General features: G+C 44.6%; 13 protein-coding genes. 6 read left to right on the top strand and 7 right to left on the bottom strand.

Annotated features, from left to right (window positions below):
• Positions 1-29: 29 nt before the first annotated feature.
• Positions 30-1,049 (top strand): alcohol dehydrogenase catalytic domain-containing protein, encoded by a 1,020-nt coding sequence (locus tag F3741_03330; protein ID MZG29832.1) that lies wholly within the window; start codon positions 30-32, stop codon positions 1,047-1,049.
• Between the two features lie 88 nt (positions 1,050-1,137).
• Here F3741_03330 and F3741_03325 read toward each other — a convergent pair whose 3' ends face one another.
• The gene (locus F3741_03325) at positions 1,138-1,419 is read right to left on the bottom strand and encodes a DUF2806 domain-containing protein (protein MZG29831.1); all 282 of its coding nucleotides are present in this window, start codon (positions 1,417-1,419) and stop codon (positions 1,138-1,140) included.
• A gap of 182 nt (positions 1,420-1,601) precedes the next feature.
• Between F3741_03325 and F3741_03320 the strand changes: the two genes are divergently transcribed.
• Positions 1,602-2,387: a hypothetical protein gene (locus tag F3741_03320; GenBank protein ID MZG29830.1), complete on the top strand. Its 786-nt coding sequence runs from the start codon at positions 1,602-1,604 to the stop codon at positions 2,385-2,387.
• Positions 2,388-2,562: 175 nt separating this feature from the next.
• On the opposite strand, the gene F3741_03315 is transcribed toward F3741_03320, so the two are convergent.
• Together F3741_03315 and F3741_03310 are read right to left on the bottom strand one after the other, a co-directional pair.
• Positions 2,563-3,465, bottom strand: coding sequence for a DUF1858 domain-containing protein (locus F3741_03315; protein MZG29829.1), 903 nt, complete (start codon positions 3,463-3,465; stop codon positions 2,563-2,565).
• A 28-nt stretch (positions 3,466-3,493) separates the two neighbouring features.
• Positions 3,494-4,627, bottom strand: a complete 1,134-nt coding sequence (locus tag F3741_03310; protein MZG29828.1) for a glycosyltransferase — start codon at positions 4,625-4,627, stop codon at positions 3,494-3,496.
• A 187-nt stretch (positions 4,628-4,814) separates the two neighbouring features.
• On the opposite strand from F3741_03310, the gene F3741_03305 reads away from it, so the two are divergent.
• Positions 4,815-5,267 (top strand): hypothetical protein, encoded by a 453-nt coding sequence (locus tag F3741_03305; GenBank protein MZG29827.1) that lies wholly within the window; start codon positions 4,815-4,817, stop codon positions 5,265-5,267.
• A gap of 179 nt (positions 5,268-5,446) precedes the next feature.
• Positions 5,447-6,952 carry an aldehyde dehydrogenase family protein gene (locus F3741_03300; protein ID MZG29826.1) on the top strand — a complete coding sequence of 502 codons (1,506 nt, stop codon included), beginning with the start codon at positions 5,447-5,449 and terminating at the stop codon, positions 6,950-6,952.
• Between the two features lie 189 nt (positions 6,953-7,141).
• Here F3741_03300 and F3741_03295 read toward each other — a convergent pair whose 3' ends face one another.
• The 4 genes from F3741_03295 to F3741_03280 all read right to left on the bottom strand — a co-directional run bounded on the left by F3741_03295 (position 7,142) and on the right by F3741_03280 (position 9,849).
• Positions 7,142-8,563 (bottom strand): heavy metal sensor histidine kinase, encoded by a 1,422-nt coding sequence (locus F3741_03295; GenBank protein ID MZG29825.1) that lies wholly within the window; start codon positions 8,561-8,563, stop codon positions 7,142-7,144.
• A 2-nt stretch (positions 8,564-8,565) separates the two neighbouring features.
• On the bottom strand, positions 8,566-9,234 hold the full coding sequence (locus F3741_03290) for a response regulator (GenBank protein MZG29824.1): 669 nt from the start codon (positions 9,232-9,234) through the stop codon (positions 8,566-8,568).
• Positions 9,235-9,441, bottom strand: coding sequence for a hypothetical protein (locus tag F3741_03285; GenBank protein MZG29823.1), 207 nt, complete (start codon positions 9,439-9,441; stop codon positions 9,235-9,237).
• Between the two features lie 159 nt (positions 9,442-9,600).
• On the bottom strand, positions 9,601-9,849 hold the full coding sequence (locus F3741_03280) for a hypothetical protein (GenBank protein ID MZG29822.1): 249 nt from the start codon (positions 9,847-9,849) through the stop codon (positions 9,601-9,603).
• 127 nt (positions 9,850-9,976) lie between these two features.
• Here F3741_03280 and F3741_03275 point away from each other — a divergent pair, with 127 nt between their 5' ends.
• Both F3741_03275 and gatB read left to right on the top strand, forming a co-directional pair.
• Positions 9,977-10,717, top strand: a complete 741-nt coding sequence (locus F3741_03275) for an SDR family oxidoreductase (GenBank protein ID MZG29821.1) — start codon at positions 9,977-9,979, stop codon at positions 10,715-10,717.
• A 198-nt stretch (positions 10,718-10,915) separates the two neighbouring features.
• Positions 10,916-12,355: an Asp-tRNA(Asn)/Glu-tRNA(Gln) amidotransferase subunit GatB gene (gene gatB / locus F3741_03270; protein ID MZG29820.1), complete on the top strand. Its 1,440-nt coding sequence runs from the start codon at positions 10,916-10,918 to the stop codon at positions 12,353-12,355.
• Positions 12,356-12,359 lie beyond the last annotated feature (4 nt).

Below are 12,359 nucleotides of genomic sequence, written 5' to 3'. Positions count from 1 at the left end.
GCTGGTTTGCAGTTTTCAAAGCCCCTTCTATGCCACGTATTGCTCAACTCATCGCACCCGGTAAAATCGGTATTCAGGACAGCCACTCCCTGAAGCCACAACAAGGAGAAGTGGTCATTCAGGTCAAACACGCTGGAGTCTGCGGCACCGATCTGGCACTTTTTCAGGGAGATTACCCTGTACCCTTGCCCCATGTCTGCGGACACGAGTTCACCGGCATCGTTAAACAGGTCGGTGAGGACGTGGATGCTAAATGGATCGGCAAAACCGTCACAGCCGAAATCAACAACACTTGCGTCGCTTATAATCGCAAACCCCTTTGCTCCGCTTGCGCTAAAAACCTTTCATCCCATTGCCTTGAACGAACGGTTACGGGAATCATCCAGCACAACGGAGCCTTTGCCGAAGAAGTAACAGTCGCCGTAGGAACCCTCCACGAAATTCCTGACTCGATCGACCCTTTAACCGCCACTCTCACCGAGCCACTCGCTGCCGCATTACAGGCGTTTGTCATGTCACCCGTCACCGGAGAAGAAACCATTGTCGTGTTGGGTCCGGGCAGACTCGGCATCCTCGTCACCTTTGTTGCGGCATTAAAAGGTCTCAATGTTCTCGCCGTATCGCGCAGTCAAAGCAAACAGAAACGGGCACTGGACTATGGAGCCAAATGGGTTTGCGTGCCGCAAAAGGCCGAGGAAAAAATCAGGTCTCTCACTGAAAACTTAGGAGCGGATATTGTAATCGACACAACCGGAAATCCCGATGGCATCACCCAGGCTTTAACGCTGGTGCGCCCGCGTGGGACGGTGTGTTGCAAAACCACCTGCGGACTGCCAGCAAGTGGACTCGACATCACAAAACTCGTGGTCGATGAAGTGCGACTGCAAGGTTCGCGATGCGGTCCGTTCAAACCCGCATTGGAGATATTGGAAACCCATCACGAAAAACTCAGGGCGCTCATCACTTCCACCCGGTCGTTGAACGACACCCAACAAGCCCTGGAGTCCGCACGCAAAGAAAATAAAGTGGTGATAAATATAAATGAATGATTCAACCAATATGAAGGTGAGGGGGAATTAAAAACGAGAGACGGGACAGGTGTAGTCAAGTAGCGACTTGACTCGTTCATGACAATTTTTATTGTTCCTTGAGTTCTACTCCCATTGATTTGAAATACTGGACAACATCTTCAAAATATTCCTGATGGGGATTTGGTGGTACAAGTCGGACCAACTCTCTCCCGACACTAGCAATACCAACAGTAGTAAATTCTAATTTTAATGGAACTTGTTTGCTCAACATATTATATTTTTTCCCCTGATAGCTTATTTTTTTGCTTTCACCAGAAAACTTTTCCGTGTAACCCAAAAAATTTTCAGTCAAAAGTCCAATATTAGCTAGGTGGATTTGTTCGCTAATAGGGTTTAATAAGAATTTGGATCAAAATTAAAAAGGTATAACCCTTAAATACCCCCTACTTGTAAAATCGCTTGTAGCTCGATATTATCACCTTTCGAAAATTTAAATTATAAAACCAAAAACTCATATCTATTCTTACTGTGTTTCGATCGCCTTTCTTTGTATATATAGCTTCAATTATTTTGTCACAAATAGTTTCTTCGACAGCATTTGCCGATTCGGAAAACTCAGGGACAGTTCCTCAGCCCATTCAGGAGATGTTTCAGTCGAATTTAGTCTATCCGCAAGAAGAGGACGAAATTCAATTCACTCTATTCCCATCCTTTAGAAAAAGTGATAGTTCCAAAAATGTAAGAACTTTGTTCGAAGTTGAATATGGAATTACAGATGCATTTCAAATCATCTTTGAATGGGATGGGTTATTGTCTAAAAACCCAAATAATAGCCCCACTGTTTCAGGACCTGGAAATATTGAGGTTGGCGCTCAATACAGCTGGATGGGCCTGGGTGACGGGAATACACATTTTTCTTTTGGGAATTTATTTGAATTGCCTGTTGGACCAGTAGAAAACGGATTGACGGAAGGTTTATTAGAAGTACAACCCTTTGTTGTACTGGCTCGAGATTTTCCTGAACAAAATCAAAGTCAGGTTTTTGTTGAACTTGGTTTTATCTGGGCTGACAGGATCAGAAGTGTTCCTGCTGGCTCCACCCCTGTAACCAATAGTATTTCCTGGAACGTAGGAGGTTTTTATCCCATTGACTCATGGAGATTAACCTTGGAAATCAATGGAAGCAATAACGAGTGGGATAATGGGAACACTAACGAAATATTTATTACACCGGGAATTATCAATAAATTATCCAGAGAATGGGAAATTGGTGTAGCCATCCCAATTGGAGCTACCTCAACAACTGACGATTATCGAGTTGTCGGTTATTTAATGTGGGAATTTGAATTGGATTGAATAAACAAAGGCATTAGATGAAATAGATTCAAATTGATACTAATGTGTTGCAGCGATCGATTGAACTCGCAGCCGATAGCCGACTAATCACTCCTGATGAGAAGGAACTATTTGCCTCCTTTCTCTTGAGGGGAAAGGAAGTAAAAGGTTGTTCACTGCCCCCACGGCGAGTGGTTCAGGAAGCGTTTAACTCGTTCTCTATTTCTCGATTGATTTCAGACAGGATCAGTTCAAGGTCCACATTATGCATGCTGGCTGTCTGTTCCACCGTTTCATAAACCTGACCGGGACAGGAAAAGCACCCTTCCCCATAATGCGCCTCGAACACTTTTTTAGTTGTGGGATAAGTCACGATCAAACTGCCAACCCGTGTATCGGCTTCACATATTTTCCCCCGTTCAACTTCCTTTCCGGCAGTCTGAGTTCCCTCCGGGTGGGATGATGCGTCTTCACTGAATATTTGTTGATTGAGTTTTTCCAGAAATTCCCCAACATCAACCCCGTGTTTTTCGCAGGCCTTGTCTATGGTGATAACTTTGGCAAAGGTCTGCCGAACTGTCGGGTTCGCAAAAGCCTGAAATCCGCTCGCAAGAAAAACATCCAGTGCTTTTGGGAACTGGTCTATCACGGTTCCCACTTTCATATCCCCGGTAATTTTTGTCGGGCGTGGTTCTTCATTTGCGGGTGAGAGAACAAAATACAGGTTATAAAACATGATTAGAAATGATATCCCCGCGAGGACAGCAAATAAGATGAACATCGCCTGGGCTATTCCTCCATCGCGCCAGTCCGCAAACCCCTGCATGACCACCATACCGAGCAGACCGGTATTTTGCAGAATAAACTGATATTTCATTCCAGCGGGCCAGGGCAGGGTTCGCGCGCTGAAACGTGGAAGCACATGATAGGCCACACCAGACACCATCATCGCCATGAATCCAAGCAGGTTTAAATGAATGTGGATAAACCGTAACGGATAAGAAAGTGATGGGTCTATGGCCATGGTGATGCCAGGCACAGCACCCACCACTGCATAGATCAGGCCTGCCTTGATAAATAATCGCGGGGTGTTATCCATAGCAGGTAAGATATCGATAAGCGTTGAATTATTCCACCGAATAAACCCTGCCCCGCCACTCGGTGCGGGAGAAAAATAGAGTCTGAACCATCGAGTTCAGCATGATGGCGGCCATCACCACAGCTCCTATCGGAAACAGGCAGGCATTCAATCGATTCAGTCCCATCTCGTCACAGGTTTTAATCTTCGCCGCGGAAACCATGCTCACGCCGAACAGGGAGAGTCCAATCCAAACAAGACCTGTTCCTTCTACCAGGTTCCATAATAAAACCAGGTAAGGCGTAATGACAAACATCTGTACCATGGAAACATAATAGAACGCACGCAAGACAGACCGCTTCATGGCCAGAAACATGTTCTTTCTCCAGCCGCTCCAGATTTCGCGGAACCCGTAATACATGCGGATCGAAAAGAGGCGTTTGGCATCAGCCACCAGAAGTTTCAGTCCGGCTTTTTTAAGACGTTTTGCGATCAACACATCTTCCAGCACATCCGCTTTTCCACCTTCATGCCCACCGATGGTTTCATAAGCAGAACGAGTGAACATCAGGAACGCGCCGAATCCCATAGCGCTTTTATGGTCCGTACTGTTTACTTTCCGGAACCGTGTCAAAGATGCTATGAAACCGAAGATGACGGGTTGCACCGCCCTTTCCCAAAACGAACCAAACTCCGCCTGGGGCATCAGGGTCAAGGCATCCAACCCTTTTTCTCTCATCGTAGAAATGGCTGTGCTTAAAGCATGCGGTTTAAAAACAGGGTCCGCGTCGGTGAACAACAATATATCTCCTTTTGACTTTTGAAAGGCCTGATGAAGGGCAAAGGGTTTTCCCAGCCAGCCCTGAGGCAAATCCTTCCCATCCAACGCGATCAGACGAGAGTCTTTTTCCGCCAGCTCACGAATCAACTCGCCGGTTCGATCGCTGGAATGGTCATTCACCGCAATCACTTCAAAACGGGGATAGTCCTGCGCTAAAAGAGATTCCAGGCAGGCTGCTATTCCCCTCTCTTCATCCCTCGCGGGAACGCAAACAGAAACCATTGGCGGATCATCCAGTTTACCGGTAACAGGTTCCAGACGAACCAGATAGATCATGTTCGCCGTCAGGTAAACAATGACCGAGACAATCAAAAATAATTGAATAGATGTTAATATTTGCAGCAATTGAATTTATAACCTTTCCCTGAAGTTGAAAAAAAGAAAAACCGGATGCAGGCCAGATAATTTGTTATGCTTAAGAAAGATGGAGAAAGCAAAATCATCCTGATCCATCAATAACGCCTGACATATTGAAATTTTTTGCAGCAGACTCATTACTTCTTAAGCAAATCTCTCTCGACAAGTTGCCATGGTTAAAACTCCCGCATCAATTTTTATATTTACCATAATTTTATCACTTCTTGGAGAAGTCTCCGCATCGGCCCTGTGCATCAAAAATGAAAAAGCTAATTTGAGAAAAGGTCCAGGCACGAAGCATGAAAAGCTCTGGCAGGTATTCCAGTATATGCCTTTTAAACTTTTAAAAACCAAAGGTGACTGGAAACAGGTGCAGGACTTGGACGGCGACGTCTATTGGGTCCATGGTCCCCTCACCACACAAAAGTATAAGTGCGCGGTCATCAAAAACAATCAAACCAACCTTAGAAAAGGACCCGGCACCGATCACCCCAAAGTGAAATGGGCACCTGTTGATAAATATTTTTCCATGAAAGTCCTTAAAATCAAGAACAACTGGGTACACATCGAAGATGCCGCAGGAGACAAGGCCTGGGTTTACAGGCCCCTTGTTTGGATTAAATAACCCTACCCCACACTTTTATTTGCGAGAAAATTCATATCATAACGATTGTCCTCATCGCTTCTACCCCAAAAAAAGCTTTATTTCCTCTCCAAATCAATATAATAATTGGGAAAAATAAAATTTAATCAATGAGACGAGCCCCAATTGATTTTTGAACCTTAAGTCTGACGGAGATAGCCATGACCACCGCAACCGAACCGCTTTCTGCGGTAAAAGAATTTCTAAACTCACCCCAAAAACTATTAATAGATGGTAAACAAGTCGATTCGGCAGGTGGAGAAACTTTTGAGGTTCTGGACCCTTCCGACAACAGCGTCCTGACACGTGTGCCCAAGGGTGAAAAAGAAGATATTGACCGCGCTGTAAAAGCTGCTCGAAAGGCATTTGAAAACGGTCCCTGGAGAAAAATGTCTGTTTCGGAAAGAGGCAAGCTGATATGGAAGCTGGCCGACTTGATCGAACAACGAACCGAAGAGTTTGCGCAACTGGAAACTCTGGATAATGGAAAACCCCTTGCCATAGCGCGTGCTGCCGATGTGCCTCTTACTGTCGACCATTTCCGCTACTACGCAGGTATGGCAACTAAGATTCATGGTGAAACCATTGACATCTCTGTCCCCTATGCTCCGGGTGCTGAGTTTCTCGATTTCACTTTGCGCGAGCCAATGGGTGTGGTGGGCCAGGTCATTCCATGGAATTTCCCTCTACTCATGGCCGCCTGGAAACTGGGTGTCTCTCTTGCGGCAGGTAATTGCGTTGTTTTGAAACCTGCGGAACAAACACCCTTATCGGCTTTGTATCTTGCTGACCTGTTTGGGGAAGCGGGTTTCCCGGAAGGTGTGGTAAACATCGTTTCCGGATTTGGCGATGCCGGAGAGGCTCTGGCTCGTCATGATGATGTCGATAAGATTGCCTTTACGGGTAGCACGGAAGTGGGTCATGAAATCGTCAAATCTTCTGCCGGTAATTTAAAACGTGTTTCACTGGAACTGGGAGGAAAATCACCCAGCATTGTCTTCCCCGATGCTGACCTGGAGCTTGCCGCACAGGGAGTTGCGGGTGCCATTTTTTTCAACCACGGACAATGTTGCGCAGCGGGTTCGCGTCTCATGGTCCATGAAAATGTATATGAAGAACTGATCGGGCATGTTGCAGATATTGCCAAAGAAATCAAAGTTGGGCCTGGGATGTGCTCGGATACTGAGATGGGGCCTCTGGTTTCCCGTGAACAACAGGAGCGAGTCATGAATTATATTCGCTCAGGAGAACAGCAAGGGGCCAAAACCCGCGCAGGCGGCAACAAGCCGGGTAACGGAATGGAGTCGGGGTGTTATGTTGAACCCACTGTTTTTGACAATGTGAACTCAGATATGAAAATCGTGGCGGAAGAAATTTTCGGCCCTGTTGTGGTCGCCGCACCATTTGAAGATCTTGATTCAGTAATTGCCCGCGGTAACGACACGATTTACGGACTGGCGGCAAGTGTATGGACCAAAGACATTAACAAGGCGCACAGGGTCGCGAAAGGACTCAAAGCTGGAACGGTTTGGGTGAACTGCCACAATATATTTGATGCCGCGGCACCTTTCGGAGGTTACAAACAAAGTGGCTTTGGCAGGGAAATGGGAATCCATGCCCTGGAAAATTACACTCAGGTCAAAAACGTCATCACTCAAATACACTAGCCGTGTAGGCAGATAGCCATGACTCATTGAACCAAAAAGTCGTTTATCTGCAATATAAAGATATTAAAAGATGCCAGTGGAGGTTCTCCGCGCACCAGGCGTGCGGCCAAATTGCAATGGCTCTATTTTTGTGAGAAATGTTTCTCTCGGCTTAACAAGGTTGACACTACCAATCACTCTTGGTTCCAGCTACTTATAAGCCTCACTGGCAACAGGAATTCGAATTTTGAATCGGGTACCCACTCCAGGTTTGCTTTCTACTTCGATACCGCCTTTATGAGCCTCAGCGATGTGTTTACAGATACTGAGTCCCAATCCACTCCCTCCCTCATCCCGTGACCGGGCTTTATCTACCCGGTAGAACCTCTCAAAAATAGACGGCAGATCTTTTTCCGGGATACCAATGCCGGTGTCCTGAATGGATAAAAGAGCAAATCCTGTTTCCTCAAGCAAAGTAACTTTCAGTTCGCCACCTGCTTGTGTGTATTTAATTCCATTCTGCATAATGTTCCAGATCATTTGCCGCAGCCGCACCTCATCCCCATTAATTTCTACCGACTCCAGAAAAGCGATGATGATGGTGATATTTTTATCTTCAGCCAACACTTCAGCGTGTCTGCATACTTCCTCAACCAAATCCCTCAAATCCATCGGCTTGCAATTCAGTTGAATCTGGTTTTCATCGGACCTTGAAAGCACAAACAAATCTTCCAACACCTTGGACATATAATTTATCTCTTCAAGATTACTGATGATGACTTCCTGATACTCCTTGGGATCGCGTTGTTTACTCAATATCAGTTCGTTTTGACCTTTTAACACGGTCAGCGGTGTCCTCAATTCATGCGAGGCATCACTGCTGAATTGACGCATCAAGGCAAATGACTTTTCCAGCCTGTCCATCATTTCATTAAAGGTCAGGGCCAACTGGCCCAATTCATCCTTGACTCTAAAAACCGGGATGCGTTTACTTAACTCTTGCCCCTGACCAATATCCCGTGCCGTTTGTATGATTTTGGAGATCGGTTTCAAAGCCCGTCGAGCAAGAAACCTGGCAAACAATGTAGCCAGCAGAAGAACCGCAGGAACCGCTGTGAACAGGAATATTCTCAAGTTGCTCAGAGTTTCCCGGACCGCTTCCAGGGAAGTACCCACTTGAACAAGGTTGACCAGTTTCTTTTCCCTTAGAATCGGCATCGTAATAACCCGAATGGGATGCTTTCCATCCACTAAAAATGTTTCATAGGAGTTTTTTCCTTTAAGGGCATCGGCATAGGCTTTTTGAGATAATGGAAACTTGGACGCATCAATATTAGCAGAACGGGATCCAACGTTTCCGGAACCATCATAGATTCTATAAAATTTGTTGAGGTTTCCGGCTCCCATAAACTGCTCAAAAAACTGATCCAGTCCAGGTAATGGCGACCGGTTGAATTTCATCACCGCCGAGGTAGCAACTACAGTTGCTGAAACCGTCAAGGAGTTATCGACACTTTCATATAAACGTTTAGAGAGAAAATAGTTAAGAAAAATGCTGAATAGGATGAGGATGGTGCCCAGCAATATGATATACCAGGCGGTCAACCTGGACCGAATGGATTTGAAAGGCATGGCTATTCTTTCATGATGTATCCAACGCCCCGGAGGGTATGCAAAAGCTTTCGGGAGTAGTTTTTATCTATTTTTTTTCTTAAATGGTTGACGTAAACATCTATTACGTTGGTAAAGGTATCAAAATTATAATCCCAGACGTGCTCTGCGATCATCGTTCTCGTTAAAACCTTGCCCTGGTTCCGCAAAAAATATTCCAGCAAACTGTATTCTTTTCCCGTAAGTTCAATTTCCTGGTTTTCGCGTTTCACTTTGTGGCTAACAAGGTCCAAGGTCAAGTCTGCAATCTTCAACGTGGTCTGGACTTCTGCTTTACCCCTTCGAAGTAAAACCCGGATTCTCGCCAAAAGCTCCGAAAAAGCAAAAGGCTTGGTCAAATAATCATCAGCCCCCTGGTTGAGTCCGGTTACTTTGTCTTCTACTGAGTCTTTAGCCGTAAGGAGTAAGATTGGAGTCTCTATTTTTCTGGACCTAAGGGTAGATAATACTTCCAGGCCACCAATTTTGGGGAGCATGAGATCCAGAATTATCAGGTCATACTGATTCTGCTCACCAAGGAGCAGCCCTTCTTCTCCATCGGAGGCTATATCTACAGCGTATGTTTCTTCTTCAAGTCCTTTTTTAATAAAACCTGAAACCTTTTTTTCATCTTCTACAATCAATATACGCATTTAACCATCCCATTTTTTTTGAACTTTATGAAGTTCTATTTCTCCTTTCAACATTTCCACATGCCTTTCACAATCCTTTTGGATCGCTGAATACATGGCTCGGCAACTTTCATCATTGGCATCAATCATTGCCTGTTTGCAAATTTTCACAGCCTCATGCGAAGCTTCCAAGGCTTTTAGAATATTCTCGTTAAACTTTTTACTCATTATCAATCCTGAATAAAAATTATTTTAGTTGTATTCTACCATTAATTCCATGTAGTTGAAGGCCTAATCCAGACCACAACCGGATAGAGCAATACAAGCTGATTTTCCTTGAGAGGAAAATATTCACAGGGTAGCTAAGCCAAAAAGTATCTTTTAGGGTTATTGCTCAGTATCTTCACTCAGTTCCCTTTCAAAAAGGAGTTTGACTAAAATAATTCCTAATGCCGCACCAATAACGGGAAGCGCATTGATTAATTCAAGCAGGTATTTTCCAAAAAAACCAAAATTCGTGATCAGGTAGTGGGCAAACTTTACCCCAGACTGGTCTAACCAGTAAAAAATAAGATTGATGCCGGTACCACAAACAAACCCTATAAATGCCCCAAATCCATAGTATGCGTATTTCATGACTAATTCCCGCCTGTGACTAATTCAACTGGAAAAGATTTCAAAACTTGAACTATGATGATAAAAATAACATTATAGACCTAATTATACATACCTTAAATTCCATTTTTAACCATTAGGGAATGAAATGAGACTTGCAAATAAAACAGCCATTATCACCGGAGGTGGGTCAGGAATAGGTCAAGCCTCTGCAAGAGTTTTCCACAAGGAAGGCGCTAATGTGGTTTTATTTGGCCGAAGAAAACATAAACTGGAAGAAACAGCTCAAGAACTTGGCTCTGGAGTCCTGACTGTTGAGGGGGATATGACTCTGAGCAACGACCTGGACCGGCTCGTCCAGGAAACTAAAAAAACTTTTCAACGTATTGATGTTCTAGTCAATAACGCAGGTCTTTTTAAAGGGTCTCCCCTGCACGACATCTCTGATGAAGATTATGACGAAATGATGAATGTCAATATAAAGGGAGTGTTTCAACTTACACGCAAGGTGCTACCTGTAATGATGGAGCAAAATGGCGGAAGTATTATCCACATAAGTTCTATTCTGGGGATCATAGCTGTGCCGCAGGTAGCGGCTTATAATGTTTCAAAGGGTGCCTTAAATCAACTCAGCCGTTCTATTGCTGTTGAATACGGAAATTATGGCATTCGCTCTAACTCCATTTGCCCTGGATTAATAGAAACTGAAATGACCTCAGAACTGATGAAAGACAAAGAACTGATGGAAGAATGGAGTAAGGACTACCCTATTGGCCGGTTTGGAAAATCTGAGGATGTGGCAAACGCCTGCCTGTTCCTGGCCAGCGATGAGTCATCTTTCATCACGGGGGCGGTACTTCCTGTAGACGGTGGATTCACCGCCCACTAGCCGTGCAGGCAGATAGCTATACCCATTGAGCCCAAAAGTCGTTTACCCGCAATTTAAAGATATAAAAAGATGCCAGCAGAAGTTTTCTGCCCATCAAGGACAGTGCTTGACGAAACCTCCACAGGTGATTAAAATCATAGCCACCGAAAAACTTCAACAGACTTCAACCCTGCAAAACACTAAGGTAACTATTACTAGATGAAGTACGAAACTGTCATTGGACTGGAAGTTCACGTCCAGATTAAAACCAAAACAAAAATATTCTGTTCCTGCTCCACTGAATTTGGAAGCCCTCCTAACGCAAATACCTGCCCCATATGTCTCGGTATGCCAGGAGTGCTCCCCGTTTTAAACAAACAATTTCTTGACTCGGCCATGAAAGCTTGCCTTGCCACCCATTGCGCCATAGAACCGATGAACCGTTTTGCGAGAAAAAACTACTTTTATCCCGATCTGCCCAAGGGATATCAGATTTCGCAAATGGCTCACCCTTTGGGAACAAGCGGATTCATCAATATCAATGTAGATGGCAAGCAAAAAAGAATAGGTTTGACACGTATTCATATGGAAGAAGATGCTGGCAAGCTGATTCATGGGGAAAACCTGGGGAGCCCGGGAAAAAGTTACGTCGACTTCAACCGCACCGGAGTCCCTCTTTGCGAAATAGTCAGCGAACCTGACATACGTTCACCAGAAGAAGCCCGCGCATACTTGACAGAGCTGAAAGCAATTCTGGAGTATACGGAGGTCAGCGATTGTAATATGGAAGAAGGTAGCTTGCGATGTGATGCCAACGTTTCTATTCGCCCTGTCGGACAAAAAGAGTTTGGAACACGCACCGAATTAAAAAACCTGAACTCATTTAAATTTGTTCAAAAGGCTATCGAATATGAGGTTGATCGACAAACCAGGATTCTGGATCAGGGTGAAAGTGTTAAACAGGAGACCAGGCTTTATGACTCTGACAAGGGGGAAACCTTCTCAATGAGAAGCAAAGAAGAAGCCCACGATTATCGTTATTTTCCTGATCCTGATCTGGTTCCTATTGAAATCAGTGAGGCATGGATTGAAGAAATTCGCAAGACAATTCCCGAGTTGCCCGAACAGAAAAGGGAGCGTTTTGTTAACGACTACGGAATCCCTGAATATGACGCAGGAGTTTTAACTTCATCAAAATTTCTGGCAGATTATTTTGAACAATGCGCTACCCAGTTTTCCAAAGCTAAAATTATCAGCAACTGGATAATGGGGGACTTGCTGAGGGAATTAAAAAAAGATAACAGGAACATTGAAGAAAGCCCGGTCTCTCCTTCTGCGCTTGTTGAGCTGCTAAAACTGATTGATTCGGCGACAATCAGCGGTAATATCGCTAAAGGGGTTTTTGAAGAAATGTATCAGACACAAAAACCTGCCGACCGTATTGTAGAGGAAAAAGGACTAAAGCAAATCACCGACAGTTCAGCCATAGAAAAAATTGTGGACGAGGTTATTGAAGCCAATCCCAGCCAGGTCGAAGAACTCCGTGGCGGCAAAGAGAAAGTACTCGGATTTCTTGTTGGACAAATCATGAAAGCAAGCAAAGGAAAAGCCAACCCTGGGATGGCCAACAAATTGTTAAAAGAAAAAATAGGTGTATGAGTAT

It is taken from the genome of Nitrospinota bacterium (assembly GCA_009873635.1).
Taxonomy (GTDB): domain Bacteria; phylum Nitrospinota; class Nitrospinia; order Nitrospinales; family VA-1; genus LS-NOB.
The sequence above is the reverse complement of the archived record's forward strand: the minus strand, read 5'-3'. Positions and strand labels throughout refer to the sequence as shown.